This window comes from Flavobacterium lindanitolerans (genome assembly GCF_002846575.1).
GTDB lineage: Bacteria > Bacteroidota > Bacteroidia > Flavobacteriales > Flavobacteriaceae > Flavobacterium > Flavobacterium lindanitolerans.
Window position 1 is genome coordinate 322,112 of record NZ_PJND01000007.1, and the last position, 19,407, is coordinate 341,518.

Genomic DNA, 19,407 nt, shown 5'->3' on the forward strand with positions numbered 1-19,407 from the left:
ATGGACAGTACGATAATCATAGAAAAAGGAGTTTTTATTGTCATAATCTTTGCTATCACTATGTTGATGGCGATGTATTCTACGCTTGCCGAAAGAAAAATCGCTGCCTGGCTTCAAGACCGTATCGGACCAAACAGAGCTGGAAAAGGTGGGGTTTTACAACCGCTTGCTGACGGACTTAAATTATTTTCAAAAGAAGAATTCCTTCCTAACACACCTAACAAATTCTTATTCGTAGTAGGTCCTGCCATCTCTATGAGCGTTGCTTTAATGACCAGTGCCGTTATTCCGTGGGGAGACAAACTGCACCTGTTTGGAAGAGATATTGTTTTGCAGGCTACAGATATTGACGTTGCCATTTTATACGTATTCGGAGTATTGTCTGTTGGAGTATACGGAATCATGATTGGAGGTTGGGCATCCAACAACAAATTCTCATTGATGTCTGCTATGCGTGCAGCTTCCCAAATGATTTCTTATGAAATTGCTATGGGACTTTCAATCATTGCTTTGCTGATGATGGAGGGAACCCTGAGCTTGCGCGAAATCTCAGCCAACCAAAGCGGCATGCACTGGAATGTTTTCTATCAGCCTTTGGGCTTTATTATTTTTCTGGTATGTTCTTTTGCCGAAACAAACAGAACTCCTTTTGACCTTGCAGAATGTGAAGCCGAATTAATTGGGGGTTACCATACGGAATACTCTTCCATGAGAATGGGATTCTATCTTTTTGCCGAGTACGCGAGTATGTTCATATCATCAACCATTTTGGCCGTTCTTTATTTTGGAGGCTACAACTATCCGGGAATGGAATGGGCTGTTGAAAACTGGGGTGTCAATCCGGCAAACATCATTGGAATAGTCGTATTGTTTATAAAAATATGTTTCTTCATCTTCTTCTTTATGTGGGTAAGATGGACGATACCGAGATTCCGTTACGACCAGCTGATGCGATTGGGATGGAAAGCCTTGATTCCACTGGCAATAGCAAACATTATAGTAACCGCAGTAGTAATGCTGTTGGTTCAATAAATCAGGATTAATAAAAAGATTTAGAAGGGATATTTCCAATCAAAAATCTTAAATCATATATCAAAATGAGTATAGAAACTATATCATTATCGGGAAGAAAGAAGGAGGTTTCCAACAAAAAGATGAATTTTTGGGAAAGCCTTTATCTTGTGGCAATCGTAAAAGGATTGTTAATCACTATTAAGCACTTATTCACCAGAAAAGTAACGATTAAATATCCGGAACAGGTTCGTCCAATGAGCCCTGTTTACCGCGGACAGCATATGCTCATGCGTGATGAAGAAGGTCGCGAGCGCTGTACTGCCTGTGGTTTGTGCGCACTATCCTGCCCTGCGGAAGCCATTACGATGAAAGCAGAAGAAAGAAAGCCGGATGAAAAACACCTGTACAGAGAAGAGAAATATGCTTCTATCTACGAAATTAATATGTTACGTTGCATTTTCTGTGGCTTGTGTGAAGAAGCTTGCCCTAAACAGGCCATCTATCTGACTACATCTAAAAAGATTGTAAAGGCAAATTATGAGAGAGACGAATTTATTTATGGAAAAGATAAGTTGGTTATGCCTTTAGAACAGGCTTTGAATAATACTAAATTGAAAACGGCTAATTAATATGTTGACAACTGTATTTTATATTTTATCCGCAATTACTTTAGCTACTGCGTTCCTGACGATTTTTTCCAGAAATCCGATTCATAGCGCAATCTATCTGGTAATCTGTTTCTTTTCAATAGCCGGACACTATTTGCTGTTCAATGCACAATTCCTGGCTGTTGTACACATCATAGTATATTCCGGAGCAATTATGATTCTCTTGCTCTTTACGATAATGTTAATGAACCTCAACAAAGAAGACGAAAAACACAAAAGCGGGCTTACGATACTCGCAGCAGTGGCTTCTTTCTGTCTGGTGGCTTTTGTACTTTTGGCTGCTTTCATAAAATCAATGCCAATTATTGAGGAATATTATGTTTCTGGTGAAGATTACCAGTCCATCAAAGTTTTGGGACAGGTATTGCTTGATGAGAAAAACGGCTTCATGATTCCATTTGAATTTGCGTCAGTATTGTTATTAGTATCTATGATTGGAGCAGTTCTATTGTCTAAAAAAGAAGAAAAAATAAGCTTATAGTTATGCAGAATGTTTTACAGGAAATAGGCATTAACAACTACATCTATCTTTCTACGATACTGTTTTGTATCGGGATATTTGGAGTTCTGTTCAGAAGAAATGCCATCGTAATGTTTATGTCAATTGAGATTATGCTAAATGCGGTAAATCTTTTGCTGGTTGTCTTTTCAACCTACCATCAGGATGCAGCAGGACAAGTATTCGTATTTTTCTCTATGGCCGTTGCTGCAGCAGAAGTTGCAGTTGGTTTGGCTATTCTGGTGGGAATTTACAGAAACATTCATTCGATTGATATTGATAAATTAAAAAATTTAAAAGGATAATCCCTAATGGAGACAAGCTTACTATTATTTTTATTATTGGCGCCATTTGCAGGCTTTTTATTCAACGTATTCTTTGGAAAAAAAGTCAGCCGCAATGTTTCCGGAACCATCGGGACTATTGCAGTTGCTGTTTCCTTTGGAATCGCATTAAACTTTTTCTTTCAGATAAACAGTACAAAACAGCCTATACTCATTGACCTGTTTCACTGGATGACACTTGGAAACTTTGACGTTAGCTTCAGCTTTCTGTTAGACCAGCTGTCTGTTCTTTGGTTACTTTTCGTAACAGGAATCGGTACTTTAATTCATATCTATTCCATAAGCTATATGCACGATGATGAAAATCTGCATAAGTTTTTTGCTTACCTCAACCTGTTTATTTTCTTCATGATAACACTGGTTACAGGTTCAAACCTGTTAATCATGTTCATAGGCTGGGAAGGTGTTGGATTATGCTCCTACCTGCTTATCGGGTTCTGGTATAAAAACCAGGATTACAACGATGCGGCTAAAAAAGCATTTATCATGAACAGAATCGGAGACCTTGGATTCTTAATCGGAATTTTCACCCTCGGTTACCTGTTCAGCTCTGTTGATTTCACAACAATTAAAGCCATAGTAGCTTCAGGGCGTACGGTTGATTTAGGATGGCTTGCTTTTGGAACACTATGTCTTTTTATTGGTGCTTCGGGAAAATCAGCTCAGATTCCATTATACACATGGCTTCCTGACGCGATGGCTGGACCAACGCCGGTTTCTGCTTTAATCCACGCAGCAACGATGGTTACTGCCGGAATTTTTATGATTACAAGATTGAACTTCATATTCGATTTGACACCAACTATCCAGATGGTTATAGCCATAATAGGCGCCATAACATCTTTAGTTGCTGCATTTATTGCTTTGGTTCAGAACGATATTAAAAAGGTTTTGGCTTATTCTACAGTGTCACAGCTTGGCTTAATGTTTTTGGCCTTAGGATTAGGCGCTTATGAAATTGCTGTTTTCCACGTAATCACACACGCTTTCTTCAAAGCTTGTCTGTTCTTAGGTTCGGGTTCTGTTATTCATGCTATGCACGGCGAACAGGACATGAGAAAAATGGGTGGTTTAAGAAAATACATGAAGGTTACTTACATTACTTTCCTGATTGCAACTTTAGCCATTTCAGGTATTCCTATTTTTGCCGGTTTCTTCTCTAAGGACGAAATTCTGATGGTAGCTTTCCATGAAAACAAGGCATTGTGGGTTATCGCTTCATTAGCTTCAATCATGACTGCCTTCTACATGTTCCGTTTATTATACCTTACTTTCTTCAAAGAATTCAGAGGAACCGAGGAACAGAAACATCATTTGCACGAATCACCAGGCCTGATTACTTTCCCATTGATTGTATTGGCTATACTATCTACCATTGGAGGTTTTATCAGCTTCCCCGGACATAGCTGGTTGAACGAATACCTGAAGCCAATTTTTATTGGAGCAAGAGAAGAACACCACTTAGACAGCACTACTTTTATATTGATGGGAGTGGCAGTTGTGGGTGCCTTAATTGGTATTGGAATTGCCTATTCCAATTATATCAAAAAATCTCAGGTGCCTGCAGAAGACAATGAAATTACAGGATTCTCAAAAGTTTTATATAATAAGTTTTATGTAGATGAAATTTATATGGCGGTAATCGTGAAGCCAATCTATGCAATAGCAAGCTTCTCGAAAAACTTTATCGAAACAGCCTTATCAGGATTTATTTTCGGATTGGGCAAAGTCACAAATATGGTTGGAACGCAAGGAAGAGTACTTCAAAACGGAAGCGTGGGATTCTATCTTTTTGTTTTTGTTATCGGAACTGCTTCAATTATCGCTTATTTATTTTTAGCTCAATAATTCATCACTAATGGACGTATCTTTATTATTAATTATTTTATTAGTCGGAGCAATTGCTACTTTTCTATCCGGAGACAAATGGGCTTCAAAAATAGCATTGCTATTTAGTCTTGCTGCGTTTGGTGCATCGATTTATCTTTTGAACTTATATAATGCCGGACAGGATATCAACTTCATCAAGCCGTGGATAACAATTCCTAAAATCTATATTGCTCTTGGAGCAGACGGTTTGAGTATGGCTTTAATTGTCCTTACTACTGCCCTGACTCCGCTGATTATATTCTCGTCTTTTGGAAATACTTATGCTAAATCCAAAAACTTCTATGCTTTAATCTTGTTCATGGTTTTTGCTATGGTGGGAACGTTTTTAAGCGCAGACGGTTTCTTATATTATATTTTCTGGGAACTTTCATTAATTCCTATTTATTTCATTGCATTAATCTGGGGTAACGGTAATCCGCAAAGCAGAAAGAAAGCTGTCGTAAAGTTCTTTATCTATACTTTCGCCGGATCTTTATTCATGTTGGTTTCCTTTATCTACCTATACCAAAAAGCAGGAAGTTTCCTTTTGAGCGACCTTATTAAAGCTCAATTGTCTACGCAAGAACAATTCTGGATATTCCTGGGCTTCTTCCTGGCTTATGCCATCAAGATTCCACTTATTCCTTTCCATACCTGGCAGGCAAAAGTATACCAAAAAGCTCCGGCTGTTGGAACAATGCTATTATCAGGTATTATGTTGAAAATGGCGCTTTACAGTATTATCAGATGGCAACTGCCTATTGCTCCGCAAGCGGCAAAAGAATATTTGTTCTATCTTGTAGGTTTAAGTGTTGCCGGAGTGATTTACGGCTCTATCGTAGCCTTGAAGCAGAAAGACATTAAAAAATTATTGGCCTATTCTTCGCTGGCTCACGTCGGATTAATTGCGGCAGGTTGTTATACTATGACCTTAGATGGTTTGAGAGGAGCTACATTGCAGATGATTGCCCATGGCTTTGGCGTAGTAGGTCTGTTCTTCGCAGCCGAAATTATTTCCAGAAGATATGCAACCGGAAAAATTTCACAAATGGGAGGCATCAGAATACAAGCACCTAAATTCACTTCCATGTTCATGATTCTGGTTTTGGCTTCTGTAGCCTTACCGGGAACATTCAACTTCGTGGGAGAATTCGAATTGCTTTACAGCTTAGCACAAAAAAGCGTTACCGTTTGTATTATTGGTGGAACAACAATTATTTTGGGCGCTTTTTACATGCTAAGAATGTTCCAGAAAGTAATGCTGGGAGACAAAAACGAGAAATTTTTTGCAGACATCAACTTCAATGAAGGTGTTGTAATGGTAATAATTATTGGCGTATTGGTATTTTTCGGACTATATCCAAAACCAATCATTGATTTGATTACACCAAGCCTTGAAGAAGTAGTAAAAATTATAAACAGAATTTAATTTAGTCAGATATAAAATGTATACATTAATAGCTATTGCCGTATTAGGGGTTTTATGCCTTTTGGCTGAAATTTTCAACGTAAGGAAAGCAATTGTCCCTGTAACAATTATTGGCTTGCTTGCAATCCTGGGATTGACAGTGACTGGATTAAATGATTCTGCCGACACCTACAATAATATGATTGTCAGCGATAATTTTTCAACACCGTTTTCTTGCCTGTTTATAGTATTGACAGTGTTCTTAATTGCCCTGACACCTAGCTTTCACGAAAAGCAAATACACAAAATATCCGATTTTGTTTCTATCAAACTATTTCTATTGACAGGTGCCGTTGCTATGGTAGCTTTTGGAAATCTAGCCATGTTTTTCCTTGGAATTGAAATTCTTTCCATTTCATTATATGTTTTGGCAGCCAGCAATCGTCTGAGCCTGAAAAGTAATGAAGCAGGTATGAAATATTTCCTGATGGGAGCTTTTGCTTCCGGATTTATTTTATTTGGAATTGCATTGATTTATGGGGCTATTGGTTCTTTTGACATGGCCGTAATTCAGGAAGCCGGAACTTCTGCAGATGTAGAAGACTGGTTTTACATAGGTGCTATCCTTCTTAGTATTGGTATGCTTTTCAAAATAGCGGCGGTTCCGTTTCATTTCTGGGCACCGGATGTTTATGAAGGCTCTCCTGCCCTGACAACTGCCCTGATGAGTACTTTGGCTAAAGTTGTGGCCATGGCTGCTTTCTTCAAATTGGTAAGTGCAATGAATGTAAACCTTCCTGATTCGTCACAAACAGCCTTGATGTTGATTTCTATCCTTTCCATGACAATTGGAAACATCATGGCACTAAGACAAAACAATGTAAAAAGAATGCTGGCTTACTCTGGTATTTCGCATGCCGGATTTATGCTGATGACACTTTTGGCCGTTTCAACTTCTGCCGGGATTCTTCTTTATTATGCTTCTGCCTATGCTTTGGCAGGAATTGCAGCTTTTTCTGTACTCCTGTATGTTACTAAAGACAAAGACAATGAAGATATTTTTAATTTCAACGGACTGGGAAAAACAAATCCCCTGTTAGCCGCTGTGCTTACCGGAGCTTTACTTTCTATGGCCGGAATTCCTATATTTTCAGGATTCTTCGCTAAAGTTTTCTTATTCGGGCAAATGCTGAATGCAGGACATGTTATTCTGGTAATTGTTGCCGTAGTAAACTCTATCATCAGTGTTGGCTACTATTTCAAATTGATTCTGGCCATGTATACTAAAGATGCCACAGAAGCAGCAAAACCTGTTCCTTTTGTATACAGTGCGGTCGCAACAGCCGCTATCCTGCTAAATATTGCAATAGGACTTTATCCTTCTTTTCTGTTGGATTTGTTAGTATAAATAAAAAACACCCTATATAGAAAAGCCGTCATACTATTGATGGCTTTTTTTGTATAATTTTCTTACGATAATGTTTTCAACATTAACTTTTGTCAAAGACTAATTTTTAAGGGTTTGCCTTAATTTTGTAGTATGTATGCTTTAGTCGATTGCAATAACTTTTATGCGTCCTGCGAAAGGGTTTTCCAACCACAATATAATGGAAAGCCTGTTGTGGTATTGTCCAATAATGACGGATGTATTATTTCCCGAAGCGATGAGGCTAAAGCATTGGGCGTTCCTATGGGAGCTCCTGAATTTAAAGTCAGGGAAATGCTCAGGCAACATAATGTCAAAGTATTCTCTTCCAACTATGCCTTATATGGCGACATGAGCCGGCGTGCCATGAATATCCTCAACAGGTTTACCCCTTATGTAGAAATATACAGCATCGATGAAGCTTTCCTTAATTTCGAAGGAATGAGTATTTCTGATTATGATAATTATGGCAAACAAATTAAAGATACGCTCCTTAAAGGATTAAGCCTTCCTGTTTGTATTGGCTTTGCGCCAACAAAAGCACTATCCAAAGTAGCCAATAAAATTGCCCGTAAATATCCGGAACGTACCAATGGTGTCTATGTTATCGACACTGAAGAAAAACGCATCAAGGCATTGCGATGGACCAAAATCGAAGACGTTTGGGGTATTGGATACCGCATGAAGAAAAAGATGAAGGCCAAAAACATACTAACGGCTTATGATTTCACAGAACCCTTTCATGAAAGCTGGATAAAAAAGGAAATGGGAGTTATCGGTCTTCGGCTCAGGAAAGAATTATTAGGAGAATCGGTTTTAGGCATTGAGGAACCCGGTAATAAAAAAAGTATTGCCATCACAAGAAGTTTCCCAAAACAGTTAACCGAATTTGATGCCCTGAGAGAACGTATTTCCACTTTTGCTTCTGTCTGTGCAGAAAAACTCCGGGCGCAAGATTCCTGCTGCCATACTGTGGTTGTAATGTTGGCTACCATGGAACACAAAACATCGGCAACCAAACAATATTACCATAATTCCGTTACCCTACCATTTGGTACAGATTCTACGCTAACCATAAATCAGGCTGCTATACGGATTCTGGAAAAATTATATGAGGAACATAAGGGAGAGCGGTTTCAAAAAGCGGGCGTAATCGTTACCCAGCTAATCAATACCAATGAAAAACAGCTCCATTTGTTTGAGGAAGAAAATCCGAAACACCATCTATTGATGAAAGCTATTGATAAAATCAATACTAAAATCGGAGACCGGAAAGTAAAATTGGGTTCTCAGGATTCCAAAACATGGAACATGAAACAAAATATGCTTTCGCCAAAATACACTACCCGTTGGGACCAAATACTTGTAGCCAAATGCCATTAGACCGCAAACATAAAGCCCAAAAACTGACCTTTTTCAAGCCCGATTTGCAAAGCGAGCTTAAAATCCCATATGTATCACAAGGCGTTTCGGCAGGTTTTCCCTCGCCTGCCCTGGATTTTTTGGAAACTACAATTGATTTGAACAAAGCCTTAATTGAAGATCCGGAAACCACTTTCTATATAAAGGCAGAAGGCCATTCCATGATAGATGCGGGAATAAATGACAAGGACATTCTTGTTGTTGACCGCAGTCTGGAACCGGCAGATAAAAAAATAGCCATCTGTTTTATTGACGGCGAGTTCACGGTAAAAAGATTAAAACTCGAAAAAGACGGATTGTATCTTATGCCCGAAAACCAGGCTTATAAACCCATCAAAATTTCGGAAGAAAATAACTTTATGATTTGGGGCATTGTGACTTATGTAATCAAGAAGATTTAAACAAACACCAATAAAAAAACCTCTGATTTCTCAGAGGTTTTACTTTTTAGTACCTGGAGTGGGAATCGAACCCACACACCTAAGTACACGAGTTTGAGTCGTGCGCGTCTACCAATTCCGCCATCCAGGCAATTGATGTGTTTCAATTGTGGGTGCAAATGTAAAAAAAATAATTTCATTTAAAAGAAAAAATAGTGAAAAATATTCTTTCAGAGTTGGATTTTATTCCTAAATTTGCACCTCGTTTACAACACACAACACTAACTAACTACTAAACAACAAATTAAAATGTCGCACCAAGAACCGGAAGCAAAAATATTTGCATGTTCTCAAAGTGTATATTTAGCCGAGCAGATAGCTAAAAGCTATGGCGTGGAGCTAGGTAAAGTAACGTTCTCAAAATATAGTGATGGTGAATTCCAACCGTCTTTCGAAGAATCAATCAGAGGATTAAGAGTCTTTTTGGTTTGCTCCACTTTTCCAAGTGCAGACAACCTTATGGAACTTTTGCTAATGATTGATGCTGCCAAAAGAGCTTCGGCTCGCCACATTACGGCTGTAATACCGTATTTTGGCTGGGCTCGTCAGGACAGGAAAGACAAGCCGCGTGTGCCTATAGGAGCAAAATTGGTTGCCAAATTGCTTGAAGCTGCAGGAGCTACCCGAATCATGACTATGGATTTGCATGCTGACCAGATTCAGGGCTTTTTTGAAAAACCAGTGGATCACTTGTTTGCATCGACTATTTTCTTGCCGTATGTAAAGAGCCTGAACCTGGAGAACCTGACAATCGCGTCTCCGGATATGGGAGGTTCAAAAAGAGCCTATGCCTATTCTAAGTTCTTAGAATCGGACGTGGTTATCTGCTACAAGCAAAGAAAAGCAGCCAATGTGATTGAAAGTATGGAACTGATTGGCGAGGTAAAAGGAAGAAATATCATTCTTGTTGATGACATGATTGATACCGGAGGAACTCTTGCCAAAGCGGCAGACCTGATGATTGAAAAAGGAGCCTTGAGCGTAAGAGCTATTTGTACGCATGCCATTTTATCTGGCAATGCTTATGAAAAAATTGAGAATTCACAATTAAGTGAGTTAATCGTTACCGATTCTATTCCGTTGAAGAAGGAATCGAAAAAAATCCGCGTGGTGAGCTGTGCACCGCTTTTTGCAGAAGTAATGCAAATGGTACAGCACAACAACTCTATCAGCGGTAAATTCTTAATGTAGAATTTTTTATTAATTATATATATTTACAAATGAAATCGATTACAATTAAAGGATCAGAAAGAGAAAGCGTGGGCAAGTCAGCGACTAAAGCCTTACGTAATGCTGGAATGGTTCCTTGCGTTTTATACGGAGGAGATCAGCCGGTGCATTTCTCAGCAGAAGAAAAAGCATTCAAAAACTTGATTTACACTCCAAACGCTCACACAGTTGTGATCGAACTTGAAGGTGGTAAAACTTTCAACGCAGTATTGCAAGATACTCAAGTGCACCCTGTTTCAGACAAAATTTTGCACTTAGACTTCTTCCAATTACACGATGACAAAGAAATCACTATGGAAGTTCCGGTAAGAGTTACTGGTGTTTCTCCAGGTGTATTGTTAGGGGGAGTTTTACGTTTGAACCAACGTAGATTGAAAGTAAAAGCACTTCCTAAAAACCTTCCTGACTTCGTAGATGCTGATATCTCAGGTCTTGAAATGGGTAACAAATTATACGTTACTAAATTAGTTGCTGACAACTACAAATTGCTTCACCCAGACAACACTGTTGTTGCTCAGGTAAGAATTTCACGTGCTGCAATGAAAGCTGCTCAAGAAGCTGCAAAAGCTGCAAAAGCACCAGCAAAAGGAAAGAAAAAATAATTTTCACCTTGAATTATACCAAAAGCATCAGCCTAAAACTGATGCTTTTTTTATTTTACATACTTATAAAAGATTACAAAACAGCAAAGCTAATCCGCAGAGAAAAACTATTTTTACGAAATGAAAAATTGGATTTTCAACATTTTTAGCAAAAAACAAAAAACAACAGATTCAGACCCGATGAAAAAATTTTTAATCGTTGGCCTTGGAAATATTGGCGCAGAATACGTAAATACCCGACATAATATAGGTTTTAAAGTAGTGGATCATCTGGCCCGGAAAGAAAGCCTTGATTTCCAAACCGTAAAGCTTGGCGCTATGGCAGAATACAAACTAAAAGGCCGAACGCTTTTTCTTTTAAAGCCCAACACTTATATGAACCTTAGCGGCAAAGCCGTAAAATATTGGATGGATAAGGAAAACATACCGGCTTCCAATATTCTGGTAATAACAGATGACTTGAACCTTTCTTTCGGAACCATACGAATCAAACCGAAAGGAAGCGATGGCGGACATAACGGATTAAAAAGTATACAGCAAACCCTAAACTCTTCCGATTATCCCAGATTCCGATTTGGAATCAGCGACGATTTCAAAAAAGGCAGGCAGGTTGATTATGTATTGGGAGAATGGAATGAAGAAGAAACAGCAAAACTTCCGGAAAGGCTAGACGTTGCCGCAGAAATTATCCGATCGTTCGCATTGTCAGGACTTGACATTACCATGAACACTTTCAACGGAAAATAATTGGCTTTCTTTTTGCTATCTTTAATATAAGAAAAACAAAATTTATGAAAAAATATATCCTTTTACCACTAATCGGATTGGTCATAGCCTGCTGTAGCACCAAAACTTCCAAAACCATGGCAAACAATAGCAAAAAAACCAAAATTGAAAGCCCTTGTCCAGAAGAAGGAATTTGCAGTTTTGAAATTCTCCAAAACAAAAGCATGAATGTAAAAACAGACGGTATCGACAAGGTTTATTATGAACTTGAAGAAAATCCGGATAAGGTTGTTTTCCTTTATAAATACCAAAAGAAAATAGCTGACAAAACATTGCAAGATGCGGGTTATTCAGAAGAAATCGTTTTCGAAATGGATAAGAATTATACTGATTTTTCTTTTTCAGATAAAGGAATCCAAAGCACCAAAATGCTTTTTGGCGTTTTTTGTTATTGCAAAGGAAAAGCCGGAAATTATAGGGTCACTAAAGGCAACCTCGTCAAAAAAGGCCCTGAGCTTCAAATCGACCTACCACCAATTGTTGACAATCAAATAATCACCCATATAAAAATAAACCTATAAAAAAAGGAACTCTTTCGAGTTCCTTTTTTATGATTTAGATTGAGTGATTATTGAATCACTATCTTCTTAACTTCTTTCTTATCCCCATCCTGAACAGTAACAAGATAAATTCCCGACTGTGCATTACTTAATTGAAGGCTCTGAGAGAACAATCCGGTATTTTGGTAGGACTGATTAAAAATCTCTCTTCCTCTAATATCATGTACACCGACTTTAATTTCATTACTTGAATCAGAATTAAACTGAATATTGAAAGTACCATTATTTGGGTTAGGATAAATCTTAAAGTCTGCTAGCCCAAAATTTTCAGTACTCAAAACGGCAGTTTGAGAACAAATTGTTATTGAAAATGAATTTACAGTTCCTGTATCCTGTGCTGCTAAATCTCTAACCGCAAACAACCAGTTTCCTTGTGGATTTGTTCCATTATAAATAGATAACGGCTCTGCTGGCAGAATATTACCCGTAATCACAGCACCACAGGTAACATTAGTACCCTGATCATCAAAGGTTGCATTTAAACTCGTTGTCACACCGTCACATGCATTAAGGAAAAGAGGAACAAGAGTTTGTGCCGGATTAACAAGTACGACTTGTAAATCTGCAAGATAGGTGTGAGATATATTAACAGCCACATTTACATCAGATATGTTAGCAGTTGTTGGTATGCTGGTAGCTCTAACAGTAAAGTTCTGATTGTTATCAGGTATAGCAAAAGCCGTATTGGTAGTATAGGTATTACAAGTATTTGTTACAGTATATCCAATTGCAAAGGTTTTTGAGTTAATGGCATAAAAGATATTCCCTACCGATTCTACCATAATTCTACAAAATGGAGCTGCAGTATTTGGAACCGTTATCGTTTGCGAACCATCATTTGGCGTATTAGCAACTAAAACTGTTGGATAAGTCAATCCTCCATCAGTTGAAAGTAAAATATTGACATTAGCTGTATTGAAAGGCGCAGCTGTTGTATTCGCAACGTTCCATGTAACGGTCTGCGTCTGCCCTTGTGTCCAAGTTATTCCATCTGTATTTTGGGACGTTACAGTAAATGGGCCTGCTGCCGTGCTAGTTGTAACCGTCATGTTTTGTCTGGTGGTCTGTCCTCCGTTAGGAGATCTGTTATCCCTAACCGTAAGAGCAAAATTCAATGTTCTTGCTACAGTAGGAATCACTTCCCAGGGAGAAGTACCTCCACTTACAATATTTGCCAAAGAAGGGAAATATCTATTTGGAGAGCTTGAAGGGGCTACAGATCTAAAGTTAGGGTTAGAAGTCGTTGAAGTGGCACTAGGCAAGTTTGTATTAACTCCTGAGTTAGTCTGTTCCCAGCAATATGTCAGTGCATCACCATTCACATCTGTTGCACTTCCTCTCAAAACAAAAGGCGTTCCGGCAGGAATTGTATAACTTGTCAAAGCAGGAACCGTTGGAGGTGTGTTTCCATTAGCTACTCCTGGAACACAGTTACCAAAATTTCCTGTTATATGAGAAACCATCTGTGCGATACTTACAGCATGAAAATAAGCATCCGAACCATTTTGCACGTTAGGAGAACAGATTCCTGCATAACCCATAATGGTAGACCCACTACCTGGTTCTACAGCAGAACCAGTCTGTCTGTTATTCCCGCAAGAATTATTAAATGTATGTGCAGCTCCAAATTGGTGTCCCATTTCGTGAGCTACATAATCAATATCATATGGATCTCCAACCGGAGCATCAGATCCTGTAATACCTTTAGCTTTTCCAGATGATATACATACTGCCGGAGATTGTGCTAATCCGCCACCACCTGTACTTACGGTATGTCCTATATCATAGTTTGTATTACCAATCGCATTATCAATTACTACCTGGCTTTCGTCAATCAAAGCTTCAGCATCATCATTTGTAAAGTTATCTGCATCAACAAAAATTACGCTTTCATTATTAGCAACCAATTGCATCCTTAATGACATATCTCTTTCATACACACTATTTACGCGTGCAACTGTTACGTTCATTGCTGCCAAAACAGCCGCTTTTTTTTGTGCCAGGGTAGCTGTTGGACTCAAAGTTCCTGCAGTAACCGCTGCATTTACGTGAAATGTTGCATACTCTACAGTACAAGCCATAGCCAAACGGTAAGTTCTGAATCTACCATCACTTGCAGGCGGCGGTAACGGAACATCCATAGATTCTACCGTATTCTCCTGAACCTTACACTCAAAATTACGAGATGTTGTCAAGTCAGACTTATCATAAACAATATAGTTCTTTACGTCTTTGGTATAAGGATCAATGTAAAATGTTCCTCTTCCAGACAATGTCATTGTGTGAAGCCCAAAAATTGTAGTTGTAAGGTGAATTCTAGCAGTAGGATCATCAATTCCCTGACCAATATAGGACTGGATTTCAGGATGTGCTTTTGCTAATTCAGGCGCCATTACTGACGATTCATAAATTCTGTAATTTTCAAGCTTTCCTTCAGCGTTTGGAAAAGCAATTATTACATTTGAAACCTCACCTGCCTCCCTTGAAGGAGCCATTTGCAGTTGCGATTTCAATCCTGAAAAATCCAAATGAAAAATCTGGAATTTTTGTGGCATAGAGCTACGGTCTGCTTTTTCCAAAACACTTAGCTTTTCTGCAGTGGTTTTTGTCCAAATTGGTAGAGACTGCGAATAACCCGCAGAAAACATAAGGACAAAAACAATTAACGGTAATAGTTTTTTCATAATTTTTATAGTTTACAAATTCAAAATTAATGATTTATATGCATATTCTAATTATTTAACAATAAAAATGAAAGAGATATTTAACAACATCCGCTATATCCTGCTTTTTTTATAACGGTTACCTACTATTCAAGGCATCAGTAAGATATGAACCCAGAAGTTTTTTTTATTGGGCATATAGCTTAATTTTGCCAAAAAGATAATCCCACCATTTTGAATATTTTCCACAACATACAAGATTTTAAACCCAACAAAAATACCGTTGCCACGCTTGGAACATTCGACGGCGTTCATTTGGGGCATAAAAAAATAATCGAACGGCTCACACAAGAGGCTGAAAAAAGCAATACTGAAAGTCTGGTACTTACCTTTTTCCCACATCCAAGAATGGTGCTACAGGGTAATTCTGTAATACAACTCCTGAATACGATCCGGGAAAAAGCAGAATTATTAGAAAACATTGGGCTGCAAAACCTAATCATACATCCGTTCGACGAAAGTTTTTCGCAGTTAAGTGCCGAAGAATTTGTCAAGACCATACTTGTTGACCAATTTCAAATCAAAAAGATAATCATAGGACACGACCACCGTTTTGGAAAAAACCGTTCTGCAGATATCAACGATTTGATTGCCTATGGAAAAATATACGATTTTGAAGTAGAACAAATTTCTGCTCAAGAAATTGATGAAGTTTCGATAAGCTCCACAAAAATAAGGAAAGCCCTTATGAGTGGCGATATCCAATTAGCAAATGAATATCTTGGATACAACTATTTCATTACGGGAACAGTTGTAAAAGGAAGACAGCTCGGGAGGACAATTGGCTTCCCAACAGCCAATTTAAAAATTGAAGAAGAATACAAGCTGATTCCTTTAAATGGCGTTTACATCGTCAAAAGCCACTGGAACGGAAAAGAAGTTTTTGGTATGATGAACATTGGCACCAATCCTACCGTTGACGGAAAGGAAAGAACAATAGAAACAAATTTCTTAGATTTGGAAGAAGATTTATACGGAAAGGAAATGCGCATTTATTTTCTGCAACGGATTCGTTCTGAAGAGAAATTCGATTCTATTGACACCCTTAAAGCAGCGATTGAAAATGATAAAATCATAACCCAAAGTTTTATAAAAAGTTTAAAATGAAAAAGCTCTTTCTGCCCATAGACAATTCACCGCTAATTATTTTTCGGATTTTTTTCGGTTTTCTACTGGCAGCAGAAACTTTTGGAGCCATTTTGACTGGTTGGGTCAAAGAAAATTTCATAAAGCCACAATTTACATTCAGCCATATTGGAATGGAATGGCTGCAACCGCTTCCCGGTTACGGAATGTATTTTTATTTTGCTACGATGGGAGTCCTTGGCATTTTGGTAATGCTTGGCTGGAAATACAAATGGAGTCTTTCTGCTTTTACTGTTTTATGGACCCTAACCTATTGGATGCAGAAAACATCCTATAACAATCATTATTATATGCTGGTTTTGGTTTGCCTGATCATGATTTTCCTTCCCGCAAACCGATATGCTTCTCTTGATGCCAAGCAAAACCCTGAAATAAAAAGCCTGACAATGCCTCAATGGTGTTCATTGGTAATGATACTTCAGGTGGCCATTGTCTATTTTTTTGCAACAGTATCTAAATTCTATCCGGACTGGCTCGATGGCACTTTTACTAAAAATCTTTTAGCAAACAAATCATCCTATCCTTTTATCCGGAACATCTTCAACCAAAAATGGTTCTATCTTTTCATTGCCTATTCCGGTATTTTGTTCGACATGCTTATCGTGCCGATGCTACTTTGGAAAAAAACCAGAACCCTTGCCTTTATCGCTTCTTTACTATTCCACCTCTTTAACGCCATCACATTGCAAATAGGTATCTTTCCGTTTTTTGCTTTGAGTTTTGCCGTATTCTTTTATCCTCCTGAAAAAATAAGGGCATTATTTTTCAAAAAGAAACCCAAACCGGAAGGAAACGAACCCATTTATCAGAACAAATCAATTTTGTTCTACTTTTTTATTCCTTATTTTTTAATCCAGATTGCACTGCCGGTTCGACATTGGTTCATCAAAGGCGACGTGCTATGGACGGAAGAAGGACACCGTTTAAGCTGGAGAATGATGCTCCGTTCAAGAACCGGTTATTCCACATATAAAGTCATTGACAAAAAGACCGGAGAGCGACTGCCTTACAGCTTGTATTCCAGCCTTACGGACAAGCAAATAGCCATGGTTGCTGACAAGCCCGATGCCATCTGGCAAATGGCTCAGAGAATAAAAAAGGTATTTGCAAAACAGGGCAAAGATGTTAGTGTTTTTGTGGATTGTCATGTTTCAATTAATGGCAAACCTTACAAACAACTCATCGATCCGACTGTAGACCTGGCTGCTGCAAAATGGGATTATTTTGGACATAACGATTGGATTCTACTGTATGACGAAAATAATATACCTGTAAAATCAGCTCCCTTGAATTAATCAGAAAAAACTTAATTTATTAAAATTTTACTAAAAATTCAAAGCAACACTAAATAGGATGCGAAAAATAAAATAATATTCGTAATTTTAATACATAAATTGAGCGGTACCCCTAAAACCAAATCATTTATAACTTAAATAGTATAACTAAAAACAGAATATTATGAAAGTATCCAGATTAGTAACCAACGGTGTGATTATTTTTATAGGTTTAGGATTATACTTCCTGCTTATTGAAGCACTGGACCTAAAAGACCACATCTATCTCAGACTCGTTAATTTTATTTTTGTAATCTATGGTGTAAACAAGACCATAAAATCAAACTATCATGATGGCATAAACGGCTATCTGACCAATCTCCTTTCCGGTTTCATAACCGCAATGGTCGGGCTGATTTTAGGACTCATTGCTTTCATGATTTATGTAGAATACCGAGGCGGCAATACCTATCTGGAGTCTTTTGCAGACAGCTATATTTTTGGTGGAGGTGACCCGTCTTTATATCAGTTCTGTTTTGGACTGTTCATTGAAGGTTCTGCCGCATCCATGATTGTTTCCTTTGCCATGATGCAGTACTGGAAAGATAAAGTAGAGAAAATCAATAAGGTAGACTAAATTATAACGATGCCTGTTTTGAAGCAGGGGATTGTCAGATTTGACAATCCCCTGCTTTATTTAATCAACAATCCAATGTTTCTAACTTTCGGGAAAAGATTTTTATACTTATTATGGAATTACCTACTTTTGGAACAAACAAAAGACTAACCATTATGAGTATAATACGACACAATTGGACCAAAGAAGAAATCATAGCGGTATACAACAAACCGATGATGGATTTACTATATGAAGCTGCCTCTATTCACAGGATGAATCATGATCCAAATGTGGTTCAGGTTTCTACTCTCCTATCTATAAAAACCGGTGGCTGTCCGGAAGATTGCGGCTATTGCCCGCAGGCTGCACGCTACCATACCGGAGTTGAGGGCAATGACCTGATGTCTGTTCAGCAGGTAAAAGCACAGGCCCTGAGAGCCAAATCAAGCGGTTCGTCAAGAGTATGTATGGGTGCCGCATGGAGAAATGTGAAAGACGGGCCGGAATTCGACCAGGTTTTGGAAATGGTGAGAACCATCAACAAACTGGACATGGAAGTATGCTGTACTTTGGGAATGCTTACAGAAAATCAGGCGCAACGTTTGGCCGAAGCCGGACTTTATGCTTACAACCATAACTTGGATACCTCTGAGGAATACTATAAGGAAGTTATTTCCACACGTGGTTATGAAGACCGTTTGCAAACCATCGAAAATGTACGTAAGACCAACGTAACCGTATGCAGTGGCGGTATTATAGGAATGGGCGAAAGTATTGAAGACAGAGCCGGAATGCTTGTAGCCCTGGCATCTTTAAGTCCGCAACCGGAATCTGTGCCTATCAACGCCCTTGTTGCTGTGGAAGGAACACCGCTTGAAGAAGAAAAACCGGTTGAAATCTGGGAAATGATTCGTATGGTAGCCACTACAAGAATAGTTATGCCACACACTCAGGTACGACTTTCTGCTGGAAGAACGAACATGAGCCGTGAAGGCCAGGCACTATGCTTTTTTGCAGGAGCGAATTCTATTTTTGCAGGCGATAAGCTATTGACAACGCCTAATCCGGATGTAAACGAAGATATGAAGATGTTCGAAATGCTGGGCTTAAATCCGCAGAAACCATTTACAAAAGTTTCACAGCCTAAAACAGTAGAAGCTGAAGATTCGCAATTCGAATCCTTAGGAGAGAAACCGAGATGGAGCCGTCCGGAACACAAAATCGAAAGAAACCTTGTAGCTTCCGGCAAAAAGGCATAATCAGAATTCACAATACAAATCAAAGCTTTTCCTAACAGAAAAGCTTTTTTTATGAATTTTCAGCACATCACGACGCAACCATTTATGCAATACTTATTCTTATATTTGAATAAAAAAT

At 38.4% G+C, this 19,407-nt stretch carries 18 protein-coding genes and 1 tRNA gene; 17 read left to right on the forward strand and 2 right to left on the reverse strand.

Going from position 1 to position 19,407, the window contains the following annotated elements:
• From nuoH to B0G92_RS01540, 9 genes are all read left to right on the forward strand, one after another.
• Positions 1–1,032 carry an NADH-quinone oxidoreductase subunit NuoH gene (gene nuoH, locus B0G92_RS01500; RefSeq protein ID WP_101470846.1) on the forward strand — a complete coding sequence of 344 codons (1,032 nt, stop codon included), beginning with the start codon at positions 1–3 and terminating at the stop codon, positions 1,030–1,032.
• Positions 1,033–1,097: 65 nt separating this feature from the next.
• On the forward strand, positions 1,098–1,643 hold the full coding sequence (gene nuoI / locus B0G92_RS01505; protein ID WP_056071712.1) for an NADH-quinone oxidoreductase subunit NuoI: 546 nt from the start codon (positions 1,098–1,100) through the stop codon (positions 1,641–1,643).
• Position 1,644: 1 nt separating this feature from the next.
• Positions 1,645–2,163, forward strand: coding sequence for an NADH-quinone oxidoreductase subunit J family protein (locus B0G92_RS01510; RefSeq protein WP_056071709.1), 519 nt, complete (start codon positions 1,645–1,647; stop codon positions 2,161–2,163).
• Between the two features lie 2 nt (positions 2,164–2,165).
• A complete protein-coding gene (gene nuoK, locus B0G92_RS01515; RefSeq protein ID WP_056071706.1) occupies positions 2,166–2,486 on the forward strand; it encodes an NADH-quinone oxidoreductase subunit NuoK in 321 nt (106 codons plus the stop codon).
• A gap of 6 nt (positions 2,487–2,492) precedes the next feature.
• Positions 2,493–4,373: an NADH-quinone oxidoreductase subunit L gene (nuoL, locus tag B0G92_RS01520; RefSeq protein WP_101470849.1), complete on the forward strand. Its 1,881-nt coding sequence runs from the start codon at positions 2,493–2,495 to the stop codon at positions 4,371–4,373.
• 10 nt (positions 4,374–4,383) lie between these two features.
• The gene (locus tag B0G92_RS01525; protein ID WP_101470850.1) at positions 4,384–5,823 is read left to right on the forward strand and encodes a complex I subunit 4 family protein; all 1,440 of its coding nucleotides are present in this window, start codon (positions 4,384–4,386) and stop codon (positions 5,821–5,823) included.
• Between the two features lie 16 nt (positions 5,824–5,839).
• Positions 5,840–7,210: an NADH-quinone oxidoreductase subunit N gene (locus B0G92_RS01530; protein ID WP_101470851.1), complete on the forward strand. Its 1,371-nt coding sequence runs from the start codon at positions 5,840–5,842 to the stop codon at positions 7,208–7,210.
• Positions 7,211–7,342: 132 nt separating this feature from the next.
• Positions 7,343–8,611, forward strand: coding sequence for a Y-family DNA polymerase (locus tag B0G92_RS01535; protein WP_101470852.1), 1,269 nt, complete (start codon positions 7,343–7,345; stop codon positions 8,609–8,611).
• A complete protein-coding gene (locus B0G92_RS01540; RefSeq protein ID WP_101470853.1) occupies positions 8,602–9,051 on the forward strand; it encodes a LexA family protein in 450 nt (149 codons plus the stop codon). The genes B0G92_RS01535 and B0G92_RS01540 overlap by 10 nt, the downstream gene beginning before the upstream one ends.
• A gap of 50 nt (positions 9,052–9,101) precedes the next feature.
• Here B0G92_RS01540 and B0G92_RS01545 read toward each other — a convergent pair.
• Positions 9,102–9,181 (reverse strand) — tRNA-Leu (locus tag B0G92_RS01545).
• Between the two features lie 158 nt (positions 9,182–9,339).
• Between B0G92_RS01545 and B0G92_RS01550 the strand changes: the two genes are divergently transcribed.
• The 4 genes from B0G92_RS01550 (at position 9,340) to B0G92_RS01565 (ending at position 12,229) form a co-directional block, all read left to right on the forward strand.
• Entirely contained in the window at positions 9,340–10,281 is a 942-nt protein-coding gene (locus B0G92_RS01550; RefSeq protein ID WP_101470854.1) for a ribose-phosphate pyrophosphokinase, read from the forward strand.
• 29 nt (positions 10,282–10,310) lie between these two features.
• Positions 10,311–10,922: a 50S ribosomal protein L25/general stress protein Ctc gene (locus B0G92_RS01555; protein ID WP_056071685.1), complete on the forward strand. Its 612-nt coding sequence runs from the start codon at positions 10,311–10,313 to the stop codon at positions 10,920–10,922.
• Between the two features lie 120 nt (positions 10,923–11,042).
• Positions 11,043–11,669, forward strand: coding sequence for an aminoacyl-tRNA hydrolase (gene pth / locus B0G92_RS01560; protein WP_101470855.1), 627 nt, complete (start codon positions 11,043–11,045; stop codon positions 11,667–11,669).
• Between the two features lie 44 nt (positions 11,670–11,713).
• Positions 11,714–12,229 (forward strand): hypothetical protein, encoded by a 516-nt coding sequence (locus tag B0G92_RS01565; RefSeq protein ID WP_101470856.1) that lies wholly within the window; start codon positions 11,714–11,716, stop codon positions 12,227–12,229.
• Between the two features lie 47 nt (positions 12,230–12,276).
• On the opposite strand, the gene B0G92_RS01570 is transcribed toward B0G92_RS01565, so the two are convergent.
• Positions 12,277–14,952, reverse strand: a complete 2,676-nt coding sequence (locus tag B0G92_RS01570; protein WP_101470857.1) for a zinc-dependent metalloprotease — start codon at positions 14,950–14,952, stop codon at positions 12,277–12,279.
• A 213-nt stretch (positions 14,953–15,165) separates the two neighbouring features.
• Between B0G92_RS01570 and B0G92_RS01575 the strand changes: the two genes are divergently transcribed.
• The 4 genes from B0G92_RS01575 to bioB all read left to right on the forward strand — a co-directional run bounded on the left by B0G92_RS01575 (position 15,166) and on the right by bioB (position 19,289).
• Positions 15,166–16,098 (forward strand): bifunctional riboflavin kinase/FAD synthetase, encoded by a 933-nt coding sequence (locus B0G92_RS01575; RefSeq protein WP_101470858.1) that lies wholly within the window; start codon positions 15,166–15,168, stop codon positions 16,096–16,098.
• Positions 16,095–17,432, forward strand: a complete 1,338-nt coding sequence (locus tag B0G92_RS01580) for an HTTM domain-containing protein (protein WP_101470859.1) — start codon at positions 16,095–16,097, stop codon at positions 17,430–17,432. The genes B0G92_RS01575 and B0G92_RS01580 overlap by 4 nt, the downstream gene beginning before the upstream one ends.
• Positions 17,433–17,595: 163 nt before the next feature.
• Positions 17,596–18,048, forward strand: a complete 453-nt coding sequence (locus B0G92_RS01585) for a hypothetical protein (protein ID WP_101470860.1) — start codon at positions 17,596–17,598, stop codon at positions 18,046–18,048.
• 155 nt (positions 18,049–18,203) lie between these two features.
• Positions 18,204–19,289 carry a biotin synthase BioB gene (gene bioB / locus B0G92_RS01590; RefSeq protein ID WP_056072501.1) on the forward strand — a complete coding sequence of 362 codons (1,086 nt, stop codon included), beginning with the start codon at positions 18,204–18,206 and terminating at the stop codon, positions 19,287–19,289.
• The last annotated feature ends 118 nt before the right edge of the window (positions 19,290–19,407 follow it).

Bases quoted from the DNA above. Each gene is read 5' to 3' on its own strand.
- nuoH (WP_101470846.1), top strand. From the start codon at position 1: ATGGACAGTACGATAATCATAGAAAAAGGAGTTTTTATTGTCATAATC.
- nuoI (WP_056071712.1), top strand. From the start codon at position 1,098: ATGAGTATAGAAACTATATCATTATCGGGAAGAAAGAAGGAGGTTTCC.
- B0G92_RS01510 (WP_056071709.1), top strand. From the start codon at position 1,645: ATGTTGACAACTGTATTTTATATTTTATCCGCAATTACTTTAGCTACT.
- nuoK (WP_056071706.1), top strand. From the start codon at position 2,166: ATGCAGAATGTTTTACAGGAAATAGGCATTAACAACTACATCTATCTT.
- nuoL (WP_101470849.1), top strand. From the start codon at position 2,493: ATGGAGACAAGCTTACTATTATTTTTATTATTGGCGCCATTTGCAGGC.
- B0G92_RS01525 (WP_101470850.1), top strand. From the start codon at position 4,384: ATGGACGTATCTTTATTATTAATTATTTTATTAGTCGGAGCAATTGCT.
- B0G92_RS01530 (WP_101470851.1), top strand. From the start codon at position 5,840: ATGTATACATTAATAGCTATTGCCGTATTAGGGGTTTTATGCCTTTTG.
- B0G92_RS01535 (WP_101470852.1), top strand. From the start codon at position 7,343: ATGTATGCTTTAGTCGATTGCAATAACTTTTATGCGTCCTGCGAAAGG.
- B0G92_RS01540 (WP_101470853.1), top strand. From the start codon at position 8,602: ATGCCATTAGACCGCAAACATAAAGCCCAAAAACTGACCTTTTTCAAG.
- B0G92_RS01550 (WP_101470854.1), top strand. From the start codon at position 9,340: ATGTCGCACCAAGAACCGGAAGCAAAAATATTTGCATGTTCTCAAAGT.
- B0G92_RS01555 (WP_056071685.1), top strand. From the start codon at position 10,311: ATGAAATCGATTACAATTAAAGGATCAGAAAGAGAAAGCGTGGGCAAG.
- pth (WP_101470855.1), top strand. From the start codon at position 11,043: ATGAAAAATTGGATTTTCAACATTTTTAGCAAAAAACAAAAAACAACA.
- B0G92_RS01565 (WP_101470856.1), top strand. From the start codon at position 11,714: ATGAAAAAATATATCCTTTTACCACTAATCGGATTGGTCATAGCCTGC.
- B0G92_RS01570 (WP_101470857.1), bottom strand. From the start codon at position 14,952: ATGAAAAAACTATTACCGTTAATTGTTTTTGTCCTTATGTTTTCTGCG.
- B0G92_RS01580 (WP_101470859.1), top strand. From the start codon at position 16,095: ATGAAAAAGCTCTTTCTGCCCATAGACAATTCACCGCTAATTATTTTT.
- B0G92_RS01585 (WP_101470860.1), top strand. From the start codon at position 17,596: ATGAAAGTATCCAGATTAGTAACCAACGGTGTGATTATTTTTATAGGT.
- bioB (WP_056072501.1), top strand. From the start codon at position 18,204: ATGAGTATAATACGACACAATTGGACCAAAGAAGAAATCATAGCGGTA.